We start from the raw sequence: 19773 nt of genomic DNA, 5'->3' as shown, positions 1-19773 counted from the left end.
GGATCTCTCGCCAGAGCCTCTTCCAGCGAGAGATCCCCGCCACGGACAGACAGGAACCTCTCGCCAGGGACGCCTTACCGAGAGAACATCGCCGACACCCGACCCGCATGTCTCGCTGACAGCGCACCAGCGAGCAACAACCGCATCGACATGACGACAACCTCTCACCAACACACCACCCAGCAAGAGATCGTCATACCAGTTCAGTTGTGCTGAGTAGACTATGCATGTACATTAGCTGGTTTATGGAAGGAGGATCTCATGCAATCACTGGATGTTGCCAACCTGCTGATCACGCGCTACGGCAATGAAGTAGAACTGACCAATCTGAAGCTGAACAAGTTGGTTTACTTCGCACAGGCCATTTCACTGCGAAAGTATGGGACCCCCTTGTTTGATGATGAGATTCAGGCATGGGACTACGGGCCGGTGGAACCCGAGGTGTACTACGCCTTTAACCAATTCGGCAGCGGAGTCATCCGCCGTCCGCAAGGAGACGTGACCATTCCTTCGGATCTCGCCACCAACGTCATCCGAGATGTCATGGAGTCCTTCGGAAAGCTGACGGCCTTTGACCTTGTTCGGCTCTCGCATCGAGACGGCAGCGCTTGGAAAAACGTATATGTACGTAAAGCCAACAAGCCCATCACACCCGAAGCGATCATCAAATCTCGCGATGGCGAAGTGGAAGGCATCATGGACGAAACCCTGACCTTGGGTGTTGCCCAGGTCAACCGCAAATGGCCCAACGCCATGCGCATGCTCGAGAATTCATGATGATGGAGGACGTCATCTCCCCAATCGTACTGGACGACGAGATGGTCAGAGGATTGGCGGAATCAGTGTACGAGATCCACCATTCTACAGTAAGCAAGGCGGGTTTCGACTTGACTGATGCCGTCTCCGATCAACGCAGGGATGCCATATTGGGAATGATATCCTCCGTTCTAACACCTACATTCACTCCCGTGTTTGGTCAATCACCCGAGAACCGATATGCCGACATATTCGACCAGATCAAACCACCCAAGCTACAAGCAGTGGGCCATATACAATGGCAAACGTATGCGTTCGCCGTCAACCTCGAGCTGACGAGGATGCAGCACATACTCCTTGCCCAGGCGCTGGCCATACACGAGCCGAAACTTATCCAGCGACGAAACACCGTACCGCTTGGTCGATTTCACCTCAACCGGACTGACACGAGGTTTCATGGCCGCATTATCGTACTCCCGGATGATAAGGAAATCGATCTCCATGGTTTTACCGGAATCATTCCGATCGTTGCGTGAAAAGAAATACAACTTCCGTTCATTCGCACGGAACTGCTGCGCAACGGCATTCTCCACCAGCATGCCCTCATTCAGCGAGAGTTTATCGAACAGAATATCACGATACACATCATCCGGAGTTGTCTCGCGATCAGCAAACGCCTGCGAAACCAGCAAACCGGTGTCAGCCATGTAGCACTTGAACGACGCATTATCCTCATACAGTCCCAGCCCGACCGTTGGATCGGTCGAGTTGCGGCATATGTTCACCAGTCGCGCATCCTCGAGCCAGAAGAACGCCGTATCATAATCACGATACCTGGCGTTCTTGCTCACTGAAGCGAGGGTAAACCTCTTCTCATGTTTGGATAGCTGCCCCGGGATCCTCGCGAAGATATCTCTCACCCGGCCAGCATCACCACCAGCGAATTTACCGATGTCATTGCTGTAAAGCTGCAGAATGCCACGTTTGATATCATCAACCGCGCCGAAGTCCCGACGTTCGACATACGAGGCAACGGCCTGCGGCATGCCTCCGACCAACAGATACTCTCTCCACAGACGCATCGCCCGCCTGTGCAAGGCATCCGGAAGTGGTTTCAGACCATCAAAGGCAGAACGTACGGCTTCCGCTAGAAGTTCCTCCCCCATAGCCCAACAGAACTCCTCAAAATCAAATGGCCCCATATCGATTTTTCGTTCCTCGGACGGGATAACGATATCTGCCACATTCTTTTTGATGGAGATCAGAGAACCGGTCTCGATATAGTCATAGCGACCGTCCGCCACCAAATACTTGATGAGTTCACGAGCAGCCGGATACCGCTGCACCTCATCGAAGATGATCAACGACTTCCGTGGCACCAATCGCATTCTGTAGTATGCGGACAACAACATGAAGAACGTATCAAGATCGTCAATCTGGTTCTCGAAGAGGTCCCGGACATCTCTCGGAAGCCGAGCGAAATCCACAAGAATATACGACTGATACTGGTTGCGTCCGAATTCCTCGACAACGGTGCTTTTGCCTACGCGGCGAGCACCTTCGATCAACAGCGCTTCACTGCCATTCGCCTTGAGTTTCCAAGCAATCAACTTATCCATCATCTTGCGTCTGAGCATGCCACACCACTTTCCACACGAAAACAACGGTATGAATCTATGCTAACATACACGAAAACAACGGTATAGAATCACGTGTTTCTACACGAAAACAACGGCTAATGCTCCGTGGCCCAATGTTGTCATGCCGTCTGCAGGCGCTGACGAGCTACGGCATTCGTGTGATTCCGTTCAGCGAACTACCGACCCGGGCGAACGCCGAGCTCGCGGCGTAAGACATCCGCACGCTACAAGCCCGCACGGCGAGAGGTTTCCGTCATCACCCGACACCGGCCTCCCGCCTGCGACGGCCCAGCGAGAGGCCGCCGTCTCGCCGTGGCGGGGATCTCTCGCCAGAGACTCTTCCAGCGAGAGATCTCCGCCACGGACAGACAGGAACCTCTCGCCAAGGACGTCTCACCGAGAGAACATCGCCGACACCCGACACGCACGTCCCGCTGACAACGCGCCAGCGAGCAACAACCGCACCACCATGACGGCAACCTCTCGCCAACACACCACCCCAGCAGCGAGAGCGATCATTCGGATGTTTGAGCACCGGCTGTTCCTGCTGACAGCACCGGGGATCATCTGTTCCAATCGCATATGCCTCACCTAATGACGATCGGCCATCGACGATCGGCCATCACGCGACCGATGACCGATTCGCATGAGGCCCGAAGAACCGGACACGCATCCCGCCAACACCACATCACAACGAGTAGAGGGCAGCCCACCCGACCACCCCCGCCTACTCGCCATGCCCACCACGTCCCGGCACACGCCGAACGCCTCGCGCATGCCACCAGAACGATCAGATCAGTACTCGCCCCGATTGGGGATGATCACGACACGACCCTCGGCCACGTCCTTCAAGTGCCTGCCGTACGGGGACTTGCCGTAACGATCCGCGGACTCCAGAAGCTCGTCCCTGCTGATCCAACCGTTCTCATGTTCTCAGTAGGACTCTGAGAGCTGGGGAGTCCAAGCGCAATCTTCCCAGCTGGCAGCCAGCAACACGAAGTTAGCTCGCCCTCTATTTCGAGGTCGCCTCACTCAGCTGCAACGGTATGGTGTTTCCCGGAAGTTCATAGCGACGAAGCTGCGCGATGAGGTCGGGACGCACAAAAGGCCAGATGATGTCAAGCGGCACGGTATCCACCTTAGGCCGATCGAAGGAGACGGCGTAATGCAGTTCCGTTACCAGAAGCGGATCCGCATTCGTCGGCATGTCTTCAGTTCGCATTTCCATCCGGATCACGAACTCGTTCGACCAAGGTTTGCCCTCAGCCTCACTGAGGCCAAGCAAAAACGACAAGTTACGAGCCTTACCGATTACCCCCTGAGGTCCACGAACCAAATCGAACCGACTGCTCTCCTTAAAGAGGGTGATCCACACTACCTTCATTGCGCAACCTCCGTTTGACTGACTGTCGATACAACTTCCGGCCTCTGCCCACTCCAATTGGAAACAACAGGAAGAACAACTGAAATTTGTTAACGCTCAGAGCAACAAGACTCTCGCCACTGCGACCATGGAAGTATCCCTGCCACGAGACGGGCATGCCTATCGGAGCCGGGGGGATCTCGAACATGAGCACACGGCCTTCAGACGTGTTGAGCTCATGAATCTCCCGAAAAGAGGAACGCGGCTCGGTATCCCTCGTAATCTGCATTTTCAGCTGCTGCAGCCGTGAATCTCGCATACGAGCAATGCACAAGTCACCAGAGCGCGAACGGCAAGTTGACTTACCTGGACAACAGCCATACTATGGAACTATAGCTTGGCCCATGCTCCTCTTTCCGTCCGGGAGGACGGGGCTGATGCTTAAGCTTACTGCGACATGGAATCTTCTGCCGTGATGCCCGCAGCCGCTGCCTGCGGCGGCCACGAAGGAGCACCTAGCCTTGGGAGAAGGCGAAACGACCGAAAGGTCGAACCTCCCGTAGACCTGTTCGCGTCACGGGTCGCCTAGCAGAGGGCTATATAAACACGGATTCCGAACAGCAGGGCCGGAGAAAAGTCGCGTTTCTCCGGCTTATACACTTTGGGGAAAACCGATGACACGAAACGGGAACGATGGAATCCCCGCCGTCGTCGAGCGACTCCGTCCTATGGTCGAAACATATGCCCGCGATTTTCTTAATCGACATATCATTCTCGAATTCAACTGTACATCTTTTGACGTCCATTGGCGCAAGCATCATTTCATGCACCTCTGCGGCCTGGACTGCACGGTTCCCCAGCGCTTCTATCGAAGAAACAAACCAAAACCGGTAAAATCCGAAGTATTCTTCGATGCCCTGATCTCCGGACATACGGAAGAACTAAATATTAGGCACGCGCACAATCGAGGCATCACAGAGGACAAATTATCCGTCCTGCCCTCTATGTTGCGTACACCTAGCAGCGTCGATTCAGTCGCCATATCCTCGAGCAAGGACTACGCATACTTCTTCGGATCCAATGAATGGTGCGTAGGCGTCACGTTCGATGACAACACATCACGAATCGACCCCGACACGGAAGTCTACGCACCTCGAACGGTACGCAATGTTAGCATTTCCAGTCGTTCCATAAAACAAGCCGGTACCGACATATACCTACTCACAGGGTCAAGGGTAATACCACCTAGATAAAAGAAAAGCATCAGCTACGTCGCCCCTATGGGAAGACGTAGCTGATGCTTAATCAATGAACTGCGATCTGATTGTTTGATACAGTTTATTAAGGGTGAGCAGCTAATTTCTATTGAACAGGCGCAAGGAAAGCTGGATCATCTGCGTGATAATCTGCGCACTTGCCCGCCAGGCATGCCGCAACCGGTACCGCGCCCGATACATCCGCATCCCCGACCTCGAGGAGGATCGTGCACAACACCACATGGATAGAAACCGGCGAATGGAACATGCGCGAACACGCGCCCGGCAAATAACCCCACTCATCACCACGACAGAACGGCATCGCCGGCGCCCAGCCATCACCGCCGGTGCCGTCCCGCAATAACCCCGGTGCCCTCCCACAATAACAACCGGTGCTCAAACCTCCAAATACTCACGGGGTGAAGTCGTCACGGCCAAAATTGACATTGCACATCAATAGCAACTATCACGGATCCAATGAATAGAGAAGTAATCCGGACCGTTACACGCCGATAAGGGATCAGCTTTGAATGGTAGGTAGGGGGCAGCCGCACCCGACTGCCCCCCCTATCTACTTCATCATGCCCCGGCACGCGCCGATCATCCCGCGCATGCCACGCAAGCGATCAGATCAGTACTCACCCTGATTGGGGATGATGATGACACGCCCCTCGGCCACGTCCTTCAAGTGCCTGCCGTACGGGGACTTGCCGTAACGATCCGCAGACTCCAGGAGCTCGTCCTTCGTGATCCACCCGTTCTCGTACGCGATCTCCTCGACCACCGCGATCGGCAGACCCTGCGCACGCTGCACCGTACGCACGAACTCACCCGCCTCATACAAGGAATCCGTCGCCCCCGTGTCCAACCACGCATAACCACGACCAAGCGTACGCACATTAAGCGTGCCATCATCCAAGTACAAACGATTCACTTTCTTCCCTATTTTCCATCAGGAGAAAATAGGAATGCTGAAATTCCAATGGTTTCAGCTTCTTCTTCCTCCGCAGAGAACAGCGGAGTGACAATACAGTACACCTTATTATCCCAAATCGAGAACGAGTGAAACGTAGCTGTCGAGCAAATCAATGTCATCGGCCTTCATACGTACGAATCGAATATCAAGCTCAGCGTTTACAGCGCGGACAACGAAAGCGCAGGTTTGAAGGCAGGTTTGAAGGCGTCACGACTTGCCTGATTGGTCAATCGATGTGCTATCTTAGAGATGCTTTCAGGGCCACCCACATGTGGGGTGGCCGTTTTCGTATCCGATCTAATTCGTAGCCAAGAAGCGGACTCACTGTCCTTGCTGCTTGTACTTGGCTTCGGTGGCGGCCTTGGCGGGCTCCCACCAGGCGCGGTTGTCCGTGTACCATTTGATCGTCTGCTCGAGACCCTTCTGGAAGTCCGTGTGCGTGGGCTCCCACCCAAGCTCCGTGCGCAGCTTGGTCGAGTCGATCGCGTACCGGCGGTCGTGGCCCGGACGGTCCTTGACCCAGTCGAAGTCGTCCGGCGACTTGCCCATGACGGTCAGGATGTCGCGCAGCACGGTCAGGTTTGTATTGCTTCAATGTTTGTTCAGCAGGTTGAGCGGCGTTTTCCCGCAAATATATAATATCATTTGAACGGATTACCACGATGAGGATTAATCACTCTAGCCGGAACACCTCCAATGGTAATATTTGGAGTATTAAAACTCTTCGTAACTACCGAACCAGCAGCAATAGCAATATTATCAGCGATAAAAATCTTTCCATAAATTTTAACTCCAGGACCACAAAATACATTATCACCTATAGTAGGAACATCATCAGCATCAATATTTTGCCCGATATTAACCCCTTGATGAACATTAAAGTTTTTCCCAATCTTAGCTCCACCATTTATAATCAAGAGACCATAATGATTGATCTGTAACCCGGCATCACAAACGTTAATAGGAACCCAAAACCCTAATTTCACACCAAGCACATGCTGACGCAAAGCATAGAAACGTTCTAACAAATGATGTGCAAACCCCTTTACATTATGATAATACTCCCTTTTACGCAAGATTATCTCATAACGCCAAACTTCATCCTGAAATAGACGGGGATGTTTTCTGCCATTCGAAATACGAGCAGCATCAGCCTCAAGAAAATATTTCAGATCTTCTTTTGAAGTAATCACTATATACTCCTACATTTATAATGCATCACTCAGGTCGATCAATAAGGTATACTTCATTCCCAAAGTAAATAATACAAAATTAGGACCGCGCATGTCGACCAATACGTTGTTTAAAAAACACCTTTCGAAGAGATCGTTGAATCTCACGACGATACAAAAAAAGAATAAAAAACAAAATCAGCACATCAATCAAGTACATTAAAATATGATTGGATAAAACTATCATATTAAATGATTGAAGAATAAGAATAATGTATACTAAGTGTTCCCTACGCAAAGAAAGATCTATGCGCATAAAACCTTTAATTTGAATAAATCTAATCAAAAGTATAATATAGTTTGAAACTAAGACAGCCGCTGCAGTTCCAATCACATCAAAATAATATGTAAAAAGAATTCCGAAAACGATATTAACTATACAGCCAATAGCGGTAGAATAAGCAAATATTTTTGTTTTTTTAGCAGCAGCAAACAACCCACCGAGATATCCGGCAATAGCACTAAAGGCAGCACCTACAATCAAAAAAGGGGTAAGCAGCCAGGCAGAACTAAAATCCCCACGAAAAAGAAAAGTACCAATAATTAATGAACCAGAAATCAATATTGACGAACATATCATCATAGCGGCACTAAAAATTTTGAACGTATTGGAAAAGAATCGATCCTTATCATTAGGATCAAACTCCTTAACAGATGACATAACCCATGCAGAATTAAAAAGATTTGCTGCCATACTAATAATAGAAGGTACCTTACTTGCTGCACTAAACAAACCGTTGGAGCCAATACCACTAATAGCAATAATAATATATCTAGAAGATGCACTATTAAGCCACCAACTTGTACTGTTAACTACAAGTGGAGCACTATATTTCACCATATTCTTTGTAAGTATATAATTGCTACTAATAGGAGAAATAGACCATAAACGTAATTTAAATACATACAGCAAACAACCAGCACCAATACCAATAATATTAGCAAGGAAATAGCCGAATAGACCCCACTTGAGTCCAACAAGAAACCAAATGTTAAGGACTATCATAGTTAAAGTACTAATAATACCGGAAATTACCGTTGCAGATACATCATCTACACCACGAGCATAATTATTAAAAATGAACGATAATGCGTTGACAATATAGTAAGCAAAAAATAACCAAGGATATTGATTTACAATAGGCAGAAAGTTGATTTCACGATTTAAAACTATTAAAGCAAAAAGAAAAACACTTCCAAAGAGAAAAACAGTAAAACCAACAGCATACACTTGTTTTACGTCTTCGGTCTTATCCAAAGCAAAACGAAGTATACCATCATAAATATTCAGAGTCAAAACAGGAACAAGAAGTTGAACAATGGTACTATAGAGATCAAACGTTCCGTAGTCATACGTAGACAATATGCTAGTATACAATGGAACCAAGAAAAAAGTCAATAATCGAGTACTGAACTGCCCGATTGCAAGAAGACCAACATTCTTGAACAGATATTTGTACTTACCCATATATTATATCCAAACCTGCAATTAACTAATTGTCTAATACATCTTGAATCACTGTTTTCCATTGATCACAAATAATATCAATAGAATAATCAAAAGAACGTAATCTTGCTTTATAAGCAAACTGACTTTGAAGATCCGACGAAGATAATAATTCAATCGTTTTATTAGCAAAAGCAGAAAAACCGCCTTCCAACGGAACAAGAAAGCCATTAACTCCATCTTCAATAATCTCGCTAGGGCCGGCAACACAATCAAAAGCAACTGGAGGAAGACCCTTTGCCATAGCTTCAAGTAAAACCATAACAAAACCCTCGTATCTCGAAGAAAGTAAAAAACAACTAGCCTGATTATACCAGTACTCAATATCCTTTGTCGCAGGAACAAAAGATACATTCTTAAGATTTAGTTCTAACGCTAATCTCTTTAGTTTACTTTCATCCTCACCAGATCCAATAATAGCAAGTTTCCACTCGGGCAAGGCTTTCTCAACAATAGTCCAAGAATGAAGAAGAATATCAAACCCTTTCTGTTCCGTCAAACGACCAACAGCAATAGCAAGCTTATTCTTACGATCTGAAGGCCGAGCACCAATCATAGGAGTTGTGTTATAAATCTGAGCCAACTTTGAATAAGGAACATGACCATCATCATGATAAAAAGCATAATCACGTTTTGTTAAAACTACGATCTTTGATGATTCCCTAATTGCAAGACGCTGAATAGAAGCCAGTTCAGGATCATTTGCATTATGCCAGTAATTAAACTGTTCCCAATCAATTACTTTCGTTTTCAAACCACGTACTGCAGGAATTGAGTATTTAGCTAAACAAATATCAACATCAATAACAACATCAAATTTGTACTTCCTGAAGAAATGTGTATATTTGATTGTAAAATATGAAGGGAAAAAATGATAAATCTTTCCCTCAAATCTACGCATCAAATAATGAACTTTCACTTTATTATCAATAGTATAACCAGGCTCGCCTTCATCCCAAGTACTAAGAATACTAACGTCATATGTATTACTTAAAGCATTAGCAATATTGGTACATACCCTCTCCGTACCGCCCTTTCTCGCGAGAACCCCGATAACAAAGCAGATGCTCTTTTTCACTTTCTATACCTCATTTCATAACCAATAGCTTTCTTAAGGGATACAACAAGCCGGATAAAAGGATTCTTAATATGTTTAGTAGTAGCAAATACATATCCTCTAAGAGACAAATTCCAATTCAAAGAATACCAGTGTATAGAAATAGTCCGATCGGATTCGACTACACCGTCAGATAATTGACCAGGAGCATAAGGAGCAAATACATCCCGAGGCAAAATGTTACAATGAACAAATAAATCAGGTTCAGATTCATATAGATATTTAAAAATCATAGGATTATTAATAATATCAACATTCCAAATGTCTACATTATAAAAATCTAGAATCCTTTTAACAATAGGATTATTCTTCTCTGAACCAATAACACCTGTACCAATGAATCCTTTATCTTCAAGACCGATAAACATAGATTCATTAAGTAATGAATCATACTTTTTGATGACCTCAATATCAGTGTCAAGGTAGACGCCTCCTTCTTTATAAAGAACATATAAACGAAGGTAATCCGATGCAAAAGACCATAATTTAAGATCTAGGCATTTAGATAAAAATTTATTATTTTTTTTCAAATAATTCAAATCAAGGTTATCTTCATTCCACTCTATAATTTCATAATCCGGAAGAACACGTTTCCATGTATTGATACATAACTTAGTAAGAGATGGCTTATCTTTTCCACCAAGCCAGATATAATGGATCTTCCTAGGTATCAATATTACTCCTTATATAGCAATTGACTTAAACCAAAAACAATCAATTAATTTGTAACGATAGATCAGATAACAATAATTTAGGGTTATTATCTAATATAAACATATTAACATAAGAGACAGACACTTTCATACTAATATGTTTTAATAACTCTCGCTGGAATACCTACAAGTAAACTATTAGGCAAATCACAAGAATTTAAAACTACCGCACCAGCACCAATACGAACACTATCAGCAATATTGACATTACCAATGATTGATGCACCAACACCGATATCGACATTATCCCCAATCACAGGTGCCTCAAATTGACCGACAAGACCAGTATTACCTATGCAATTACCTCCATGCAAAATACAATTTTTTCCAATCTTAGCGGCACCACTGACAACAACATTACCAGTATGCCAAATTTTTAAACCAATATCACAAGTATTCTCATCAATCTCAATCCCTAAAAATGTACCATATATATTTTTCCTTCTTCGATAGAAAAAGTACATAATAGCATGAAATATACTTTTACGAGAGTTATTATAGTAATACTCACTTTTACGTAATAACTTAATATACCTCCAAATTCGTACCGAAGGAACCTGGACCAAGTAGTCTATCAATGCAGTTCTAGGATTGGAAGAAATATATATCTTTTTTTCTGCGTCAAGAAAAGACCTTAAATCACTTAGGGTTTTAATCATGAATACTTCCTTCAACGAGTAAATGATCTTTAACAAAAACTAAGGGGAGGCCAATAAACCACGCCATAAGATATGAAGATTCGATAATAGCAGTCGAATTATACGATATAAGAAGGATAGAAAGAATGGAAAACACGAAACAAGAATTACTGATCGATGAACGATTTATATTCCTAACACTAAATACTTTGCAAGATACGCAAAGATAAAAACCAACATAAAGTAATAGACCAACGAAACCAGTTTCAATGAATACAGAAGCGTGCGTAAAATATATCCAATGAAGAATATCGCCATATTTACTATACAAAGGAGCTTCAAAAAATTGGGTATGCTGCCCACTACCTAATCCGAAACCAAATAACGAATCAATAGGAGAATGCATAAAATCACTGTTTAAGGTTTGGACAGCCGTTAGACGATTAAGATCATAACGAGTCGAATAACCCCCTTGTGCAGAATATTTCATTATTGAATTGATGTCAAAAATATCAATCGAATCGGGATATAAAATATAGTATAAATGTATTCCTAAATAAAATACTAAAATAAATCCAATAATTAAAACTAAAGTTTTAAACGATAATTTTAAAATGGTTACTGAAAGAAGAATAATGATAAATAACTCAATGTAGAAAACTTTAATCTCTGAGAGAGCAGCAAAGATACAACAAATAATAAGTCCTGCCAAAGAAACATAGAAATGCAAACTACGCGACAGCAAGCCGACAACACAAAGGCATGACACGAGGATCAATAAGACATTTAAACCTGTGTTTCCTCCACTGAGAGAACCAAAAAATCCACTTACGTTATCAGGAGTCGATGGGAATTCTATTTTTTGGATTAGAAATATTGGTATACTAAATATTATATATATAGGCAAAAATTTCAACTGTTTAACAGCATCTTGCTCTCTCATAAGGACAACTGCTGAAAACAAGAAAACTGGCGCTCGAAGGAACACCCTTAACGACCACAGTGTATAAAGTGGATTCACACCATTACCAAGCGCAGAAGTAATACCTACTGTTACAAAAAGGAAAAGAACGAAAAATGCTCCACCAAATTTGGGTCTGTAGTATCGGGGCGTTTTGATGAATCTGTATAAAGCGATCAAAAACGCCATAGCATTGATCACATCCATCCCATACGACAAAGCTCCAGGAAGATGCAGGTCGCCTATTAAAAAGCCATAGAATAATACATATATGAATTGAACATAAATTAATCTAACTGGATGCATACACATCCATATACATGCAGGAATAGCAAGAAATAAACCTACAATCAGTAGCGGCATGCTAGTAACAAGTGACAAACAAACAAAAACTGCAAGACATGAACCTACAGTTACAGTTCCTGCATCAAATTTGAAACGCGTCATTAGTTGTCTCATGTAAATCAACTTTGCCTCTCATCAGCAATGACGATGACTCCACAACCACCGGCATATCGTTCGATGAATTCAACACATCGGCGGACAATCATGCGGAACATTTTCAACTCCCTGCCACCAGCAAACCCGGATCTTTCCTTTCAAACTGGAGTCACTGACCGGTAGAGACACATTATAATCATACGTATTGTAGAAACGACTGTTTCGTTTCTCGAAGTACCTCGTAAAGATCTCATGCTTGCGTACGAGTCTATCGCGTACATCAGAAGACTCCTTAAATCCGTTACGATTCATCACCTGAATGTCCACTTTCGAAAAGAATATTCCCGATACTTCAGACCATTACATCAAACAATTGGTCTCGGTTGTAGAATGAGGCCCCTCAACAATTCGATTGATGATTCGTCTGTTACTTGCATGCCCTGTGGTCATTTCCAAATCCTCTTCTTCAGTAGCTGTCGCATATGCAACAATAACAGTGCTGTGTTCAATCCGTTCTTCAACAATGCTTCATGGAACAATCGTTGTTGTCGAGGCAACTTGTCCATCGGATAATCACGGCAGTACTTATGGAACATCTCACTAGAAGTCAACCGCTTGGTTTCCACGAGCTGCTGGCGCCAAGACAACCGCCCCCCGGCGATCAGACCGACATACAAACGACAGTAATCGATCGCCATGCGCTTTGCACGAAGTAGACAACGCTCACGCCTCGGATCCTGTTCAGCTATATGGAACAGTTCATCTATAAAACCCTCATACTGTTTCAACTTCTTTGCAGAGAAAGTTCGCATGATCGAAGGCTGGTTATCCATACGATAACAATATGCGGTGCCATCGGTAAATGAAATCACCTGAGCCTGTTGATATGCGGATAGATTAAAGATCGTATCCTCAGAAAGAATCGCCTTGAACCGTAGGCAGTGTTCTTTAAGGAAGTCGTTCCTGTAGATGCCCGTCCAGACACGCATCGGAAACGCCTCGATCTCCGCGTCATCTGGTAGATGTCCGAACAGCCTTTCTCGAATGTCGAGGATCTGACTTTTAGTTGTCAGCGTCATACCGGCCAGCGGATGGGACTTGACGGTATTCACTTTGCCATTGACCATGTCCTTATGGCCACCGAACACGATATCCGCGTGGCGACGCTTCGCTGCATCGTACAGTCCCTTGAACATGTCGGGGTCGACCCAGTCGTCGGAGTCCACGAAACCGACGTATTCGCCTGACGCATGTTCGATGCCAGTATTACGTGCGGGGCCAAGTCCCCCATTCTGCTGATGAACGGTCTTGACACAATCATGCTCAGCTGCAAGCTCGTCCGCGATTCGTCCGCTACTATCCGGAGAGCCGTCATCCACAAGAATGATTTCCATGCTAGGCAATGTCTGTCGCAATAGACTATCAACACATATGCGCAAATACCGTTCTACGTTATAGATAGGGACCACAACGGATACGGTCGGACGTGACGATCTCATAGGTGTTATCATTGCTGTATTACCTCTCTATGAGGGCTGATATGCACGGGCAAGCATGGTGGATTCGTTGATGATTATCCATATATAAGTCCTGCCTTACAGGGTGCCGTCGATCAATTTGCCGTAGAAGGTCTTTCCTCCTTTTACCTCAGCAGGGAAGCTCTGTTTCCACGTAAGCTTAAAGAGGGAGGTATCTGAAACAAGTTTCCGCCATGATTGCTCGCTATAACGATTGCCAAGTACCTTGTACAAATCATCGCATCGCGGATTGTTCGGTTCGATAGCTTGGAAGATATCCCTAATCTCATCACAATGCCGTTGCGCCATGACGATCATGTAATCCACCATAAGGTAGTCCACCATGAACTCGTTTGTCTTCCAATACTCGAGGAAGAAATCGCGTATGGCACGGAACACCCACCTGTGCTCAGTATCACATGCCAGAGAATATCCAGCGAAGTACCCCTGCGCAATGGAACAATGCAGGTAATCCGGTCGTTTAATCGACCAGAGCGGACCACAGAAAGCCGTGTCCTCCAACGGTCCTGTACAGTAAAACGTGGAATCGAGCCACAGGCCTCCATGTTCAGCAAGCAACGACAAGCGCAGCAAATCGGAGAGATTCGTCCTCGTGATGATGCCGGCCTTTTGCTTTTCCTTCACCCATTGGGGAATATGCACGTACTGTTCGTAGTTATCGTCGGTGATGACGATGACATCACGGTCGCCGGCGTTCCGCTTGATGGATTCCACACATCGCTTCACGATGGCAGGAGCCTGATCAAGCCCTTGCCACCAGCACATCCAGATCTTGCCTTCCAATGCAGGATCACTCTCTGGCATGGGCGCATGGAAGTCGTATGCATCGGCGAAACGCCCGTAGCGCTGCTCGAAATACTTCATGAGAATCTCATGCTTGTGCACCAGACGCCTGCGTACCGCAGGTGGTTCCTTGAACCCGTTGCGGTTCATCACCTGAATGTCCACTTTGGCCATGAAGGTCTCCAGCGCCTCCGGCCATGACGTCAGCCGTGCGATCTCCGCCGTGGACCGGCATTCCTCACCGACACGGTGGACAATGCGTTTGATACTTGAATGACCTGCGACCATATCTATCCTCACTCTCCTCTTCCTCTGCCTCTTCTACACGCCTAAACGGCAACTCGAGTTGATTCGTTCCCCTCACGAGAAGCCACAGTGAAGACATCGGCATGATGAATGGCCTGATAGATGTCCTCCAACTGCTGCACGTATATGTTCTGTCGGCAACGGTCCTCGACGTAGCGACCGCACGCTTGCTGCATTGTTCCGTAACGCTCTGCATCCACCTGTGATGCATTATTCAATATATGTGCCAAGTCGGCTTTGTTTCCGCTCTCGAATCTGAAACCGGTCTTGCCTTCCACCACAAGCTCGGGGATGCCACCGATGTTCGCGCCGATCACCGGGGTCTGCGCGGCCAAGGACTCCAAGCCGGAGTACGGCATGTTCTCGCGCCATTCGGAGCAGAGCACACTGAAACGAGCGTTGCCAACTTCGCGCTGCAGGTCCTCGCCAGTCTTGTAGCCGAGTAGCCTGATGCGATGCTCCGCCTCGCCGCCTGTCTGCTTCACGAGATTTTCAATGGTTCCGCGTTCCAGTCCATCACCGACAATGTGCAGCGTCCAATCCTTCGGAAGGGACTTGTTTACGGCATCAAGGAACGCTCTCACCAGCGTAAGGATGCCCTTCTCCTTAGAGAGCCTGCCGAAGAAGAGGAAATACGGTTCAACCGTGTTGAACTTATCCGTATTCGTTACCTTCTTGGCCATCGCCATCTGGCTTTCGGTCAGGAAGTTCTGCATCGCAATGGTACGGCCGGCGTATCCACCCTCATCGAGCTTGTTCTTCATGAACTCACTCGGCGCGATGATCCTGTCGATCTTATCGTAGCTGTGGTGGTACTTGAGGAATTCGGCCTCCAGAAACGCCAGTCCACTCTTGGCCTTTGAACCCTTCACACAGGTCTTCTTCACCGCATGGATGAAGTGACGGTCGAGGCAGTCGTCGCACACGTTGCCGGAACCATCCACCATCGTGTAGGCGGGGCACAGCAGGATGTAGTCATGCGCCGTATACACCACCGGTACGTGATGCTTCTTCAGATACGGCGCATCCAGAATCGACAATGTGAGCTGTCGGTGGACGTTGTTCATGTGGATCACGTCCGGCTTGAACTCCTCAAGCAGCGCTTCGAACTTGCGCTTCGACTCGAACGAATAGACGAGTGTGGCCGCTTCCTTCGCCTGCTGGAACGCGGAGATCTTGCCCACGTAGTCCTTTTCGGACACGAAGTACTTGCTCCAATAGCTCGGCTCGTTGTTCGGATGCAGCATGGAGAAGAACGCAACCTCGTGGCCGAGTGCCTTCAATCCCTCGGCTAGCGCGAAGAAATAGGTTTCCGCGCCGCCCTTGCGGTAGAAGTACTTGTTGACCAGCAGAATCCTCATCAGGCTTCCTCCCCACGGTAGAGAGCGAGTGTCCGATCGACGACCTTGTTCCAGCTGTACTTGGCGGTGATGTAGTCGGCGGCAGTGTCCTTGAGTGATTTCACACGAGCGGAATCAATGAGCAGCGCATTGAGCTTATCGGCAAGATCGTCGATATTCCCCTTGTGGAACATCATCCCATGGTCCTCGAGCACCTCGGCGCATTCGGGGATATCGGAGGTTAGGCAGCAATTGCCGTAACTCATCGCCTCCAGAAGGCTCATCGGCATGCCTTCAAGATCGCTCGGCAGCACGTACACGTAGGCATTCGAGTACAGTTCCGCAAGCTCACGGCCTTCCGTGAACCCGGTGAGGACGATACGCGGATCAGCCTGCGCGGCAGTCTTGATCGTGTCGTAGTACTCGGCGGAATCGGAGGATCCTCCTGCGATGACGAGCTTCTTGTCCGTATCGAGGCGCTTGAACGCATCGATCAGGTAATGCACGCCCTTCTCCGGCACGATACGCCCCAGGAACAGAATGTATCCATCCTTCTCAAGACCGTACTTGCGCGTGATCTCATCCGCAGACACGGGCGTATTGCGTTCGATGCCGTTCGGAATGAATCGAACATCGCGACCGTACGTGTCCTTGAAATACCGCTGGACGTTACGGCTCAGGACAATCACCTCGTCCGCGCATGTCGCGGCCGTACGTTCGCCCAGCTTCAGATACGTGGAGGCGAATTTGCCCCACTTGGCGCGCTGCCAGTCCAAGCCGTGGATCGTGGCAACCGTGCGGATACCCGCCCAGTGCGCCAGACGCAACGGAACGCACGGGCCCTCCGCATGGTAATGGATTACATCGGGGCGAGCCTTGATGGCCTTGATCGTCGCGAAGAACGAGGAGGTGAGCGCAGCCAGACCCTTCGCATCGATCGTGGTGACGGGGATGACCTTCACGCCCTTGTACGTGAACGGTTTGTCGTTCTTGTTGGACTCATTGTCGAAACGTTCGCCAGCGACGTTGTGCCCCTTGCGGTTATACGCGACCACCTGCTCCCCACGCGCGGCCATGCGGGTCGTGAGTTCGTCCACGACGATCTCAATGCCCCCCTCGCGCGAGGGAATACGCTTATGCCCTATCATCGCAATACGCATTGCAGACTCCAGACAAACCTCAGCAGTCAGCGAACCACGAAACTGGCATCACGGCCGTTATCGACCATACGGCTCTTCTTCACTGTCTCTTCCTCCTGCCTGCGCTGCGTCTCCCCGAAGGGATCCGCGCCTCGCAACGAATCACGCTCCAGTATAACCCGACGGGGGTAACAACGGGGGTCAACCCCGTCCTCAGACCACATCGTGAGTCAAGTCACGCCTACGCCAGTATCCAGAGATATGATGGTCTTCACGGACATAGGGCCGTACCCACACGTCGTCGTCCTCGCGTTGGTAGCCAGAAAAGACAGATGAGTCCGCTCCAATATCCTCAAGGGGCTCATCAACCGGCTCGATATTAGCGTTCGACTTGATGATCCCTCGCAACATGGCATCGCGTTGAGGTGCAGGAACATCGCGTACTGCCTGATCGGCATACATTAATACCGCATGTGCAATGACACGGGCGATGCGGACGACCCTTTCCTCATCCAAACCAGCGGCTCTGGCGAACGCAGCCCAATCAGACGGAGTCAGCCAATCAGCATATTGGACACCATTGATGGACATCGACAGCTCCTGATCAAGTTGAGGCCAAGTTCTCGTCGACGTCAGATCATACATAGGCGAGAACCGGAATCCACTAGGGGTAAAGATGATCGAATAGTTCTTGCCATGGGAGTCGCAATCACCGGACGAGATGTTGAAGGCAAGACGTCTCACCCACTCGTATGCCATCTTGTTGGTCTCGTCATAGCCACGAAGGAACCTGACGCAACTGATCGCATCAATGTCGTACTTCAGCCCTGGCATCATGCCCATAGACTGAGCAAGATCCTCGCAATGCACGCGACGCACGATACCGGAATTGATCACACGGTCGAATCGACGAGTAATAAACGCACGCGTTCCCGCAACCTCCAGCAAACCATGCTCGGCTACAGGCAAACCGCACATCTCCCCCAGCGTCATGGTGGCATTCTCCACCGTATCGGAATTCGGACAATCCAATACCTCGGGCTTGATGATATGTGTAGAAGGAATATCTAGATTCGGCCACAGCCACACGCCACCACGCCTAGCCACCGTAAATTTGGGCTGTCCACCCGCAATGGAAAATCGACATCGCGGAACAGCACGCTCATTGAACTCATCATCAATGTCCCGAGCGAACCAGTTGTAACCATTCGCTCTAACGTAACCGATCTGTCGTGCCAACTCCTCGTCATCGAGAGGCCGTACCTCCAACGGCATATCAGGCAACTTGTCCCGCCGCGTGAACACTAGTCCGCCTACAGTGTCCGCGCCGTCAAGCAGATCAAATGTATCCGTTGAGGAAATATGCAACCTTGCAGCCATTCTTTGCCGGGCATTCGGATCATCAGGAAGCATGTTCTCCAGAAACGCCTTGGGCGCCCGCCGGGACGATACGCCGCTCAAAGGAAGGCTAAGACTGATCGGCACACCGACACCGCCGGAAGTAGATTCGTCCGAATCATAACGGAAATCTACATCAGAATCGGTTCCTGTACGGAAGAATTCCCCCACATGGCAACCTTCGTTCCACACATGTAGGACATCACGGCGACGCATCAGGCCTCCAGATACTCGGCAGGTACGCGCACCGGTTTGACACCCACCACGTCGAATACGCGCATCGCTTCGGCCAACGGAACCGGATGACCGCCCGCCATATTCTTAACCACCGTATCAGGGACACATGCTCGATCGGCGACCTTCATGGCAGACCATCCGGTCTCGTTCAAACAGCCGCCAACGATGCGGGAGACATCCTCCAAACGAGGCATGTCACGTATACCGCCATGATAGGGTTCATCCAACACGATCACATGCTCATCCCTCAGCGGTAGCGCATCAAACTCGCTGAAATCCATGAAAGCGCCTCCTCTCAGGTTGCGTTGCACTCCTGTTCTTTCGGGTTCCCTACGAATCCGCGTATCTACATCGTATACGCATACATGCTACGGCCACGTGCAGCTCCTCGAGCTTCGGCGTTGAGCAAGACCGACCGGTCAACGTATCAAG

The 19773-nt window shown here is 48.0% G+C and carries 16 protein-coding genes and 3 pseudogenes; 2 read left to right on the top strand and 17 right to left on the bottom strand.

Features of this window, described 5'->3' with window-relative positions:
* Window positions 1-261: 261 nt before the first annotated feature.
* Complete coding sequence (locus BW11_RS09735) at window positions 262-777, top strand: Panacea domain-containing protein (protein ID WP_140445384.1); 516 nt, start codon at window positions 262-264, stop codon at window positions 775-777.
* 254 nt (window positions 778-1031) lie between these two features.
* Here the strand turns inward: BW11_RS09735 and BW11_RS09730 are convergent, their stop codons facing one another.
* The 3 genes and pseudogenes from BW11_RS09730 to BW11_RS09725 all read right to left on the bottom strand — a co-directional run bounded on the left by BW11_RS09730 (window position 1032) and on the right by BW11_RS09725 (window position 3780).
* Window positions 1032-2393 carry an ATP-binding protein gene (locus BW11_RS09730; protein ID WP_140445385.1) on the bottom strand — a complete coding sequence of 454 codons (1362 nt, stop codon included), beginning with the start codon at window positions 2391-2393 and terminating at the stop codon, window positions 1032-1034.
* A gap of 798 nt (window positions 2394-3191) precedes the next feature.
* Window positions 3192-3326, bottom strand: a pseudogene (locus BW11_RS12085) (glucose-1-phosphate thymidylyltransferase); the annotation flags it as partial.
* 82 nt (window positions 3327-3408) lie between these two features.
* Complete coding sequence (locus BW11_RS09725) at window positions 3409-3780, bottom strand: hypothetical protein (RefSeq protein ID WP_140445386.1); 372 nt, start codon at window positions 3778-3780, stop codon at window positions 3409-3411.
* Between the two features lie 653 nt (window positions 3781-4433).
* Between BW11_RS09725 and BW11_RS12080 the strand changes: the two genes are divergently transcribed.
* Window positions 4434-5012, top strand: coding sequence for a PBECR4 domain-containing protein (locus tag BW11_RS12080; protein WP_375137659.1), 579 nt, complete (start codon window positions 4434-4436; stop codon window positions 5010-5012).
* 634 nt (window positions 5013-5646) lie between these two features.
* On the opposite strand, the pseudogene BW11_RS09715 reads toward BW11_RS12080, so the two are convergent.
* From BW11_RS09715 to BW11_RS09650, 14 genes and pseudogenes are all read right to left on the bottom strand, one after another.
* A pseudogene (locus tag BW11_RS09715) lies at window positions 5647-5949 on the bottom strand (glucose-1-phosphate thymidylyltransferase); the annotation flags it as partial.
* A gap of 363 nt (window positions 5950-6312) precedes the next feature.
* Window positions 6313-6573: pseudogene (locus BW11_RS09710) on the bottom strand (GDP-mannose 4,6-dehydratase); the annotation flags it as partial.
* A gap of 59 nt (window positions 6574-6632) precedes the next feature.
* Window positions 6633-7184, bottom strand: a complete 552-nt coding sequence (locus BW11_RS09705; RefSeq protein ID WP_140445387.1) for a serine O-acetyltransferase — start codon at window positions 7182-7184, stop codon at window positions 6633-6635.
* A gap of 79 nt (window positions 7185-7263) precedes the next feature.
* On the bottom strand, window positions 7264-8691 hold the full coding sequence (locus BW11_RS09700) for an oligosaccharide flippase family protein (RefSeq protein WP_140445388.1): 1428 nt from the start codon (window positions 8689-8691) through the stop codon (window positions 7264-7266).
* 25 nt (window positions 8692-8716) lie between these two features.
* Window positions 8717-9808, bottom strand: a complete 1092-nt coding sequence (locus BW11_RS09695; protein ID WP_140445389.1) for a glycosyltransferase family 4 protein — start codon at window positions 9806-9808, stop codon at window positions 8717-8719.
* Complete coding sequence (locus BW11_RS09690) at window positions 9805-10521, bottom strand: glycosyltransferase family 32 protein (RefSeq protein ID WP_140445390.1); 717 nt, start codon at window positions 10519-10521, stop codon at window positions 9805-9807. The genes BW11_RS09695 and BW11_RS09690 overlap by 4 nt, the downstream gene beginning before the upstream one ends.
* Before the next feature lie 131 nt (window positions 10522-10652).
* The gene (locus tag BW11_RS09685) at window positions 10653-11219 is read right to left on the bottom strand and encodes a serine O-acetyltransferase (RefSeq protein WP_140445391.1); all 567 of its coding nucleotides are present in this window, start codon (window positions 11217-11219) and stop codon (window positions 10653-10655) included.
* The gene (locus BW11_RS09680) at window positions 11212-12606 is read right to left on the bottom strand and encodes a hypothetical protein (RefSeq protein WP_140445392.1); all 1395 of its coding nucleotides are present in this window, start codon (window positions 12604-12606) and stop codon (window positions 11212-11214) included. The genes BW11_RS09685 and BW11_RS09680 overlap by 8 nt, the downstream gene beginning before the upstream one ends.
* Before the next feature lie 440 nt (window positions 12607-13046).
* A complete protein-coding gene (locus BW11_RS09675) occupies window positions 13047-14099 on the bottom strand; it encodes a glycosyltransferase (RefSeq protein WP_181162568.1) in 1053 nt (350 codons plus the stop codon).
* A gap of 96 nt (window positions 14100-14195) precedes the next feature.
* Window positions 14196-15209 (bottom strand): capsular polysaccharide synthesis protein, encoded by a 1014-nt coding sequence (locus BW11_RS09670; RefSeq protein WP_140445394.1) that lies wholly within the window; start codon window positions 15207-15209, stop codon window positions 14196-14198.
* 41 nt (window positions 15210-15250) lie between these two features.
* Window positions 15251-16588, bottom strand: coding sequence for a glycosyltransferase (locus tag BW11_RS09665; RefSeq protein ID WP_140445395.1), 1338 nt, complete (start codon window positions 16586-16588; stop codon window positions 15251-15253).
* The gene (locus BW11_RS09660) at window positions 16588-17727 is read right to left on the bottom strand and encodes a glycosyltransferase family 4 protein (protein WP_140445396.1); all 1140 of its coding nucleotides are present in this window, start codon (window positions 17725-17727) and stop codon (window positions 16588-16590) included. Before BW11_RS09660 ends, BW11_RS09665 begins: the two co-directional genes overlap by 1 nt.
* Before the next feature lie 192 nt (window positions 17728-17919).
* On the bottom strand, window positions 17920-19320 hold the full coding sequence (locus tag BW11_RS09655; protein ID WP_140445397.1) for a type II toxin-antitoxin system HipA family toxin: 1401 nt from the start codon (window positions 19318-19320) through the stop codon (window positions 17920-17922).
* A complete protein-coding gene (locus tag BW11_RS09650) occupies window positions 19320-19622 on the bottom strand; it encodes a hypothetical protein (RefSeq protein WP_140445398.1) in 303 nt (100 codons plus the stop codon). Before BW11_RS09650 ends, BW11_RS09655 begins: the two co-directional genes overlap by 1 nt.
* Between the last annotated feature and the right edge of the window lie 151 nt (window positions 19623-19773).

The organism is Bifidobacterium sp. UTCIF-38 (assembly GCF_006454495.1).
Classification (GTDB): domain Bacteria; phylum Actinomycetota; class Actinomycetes; order Actinomycetales; family Bifidobacteriaceae; genus Bifidobacterium; species Bifidobacterium callitrichos.
The sequence above is the reverse complement of the archived record's forward strand: the minus strand, read 5'-3'. Positions and strand labels throughout refer to the sequence as shown.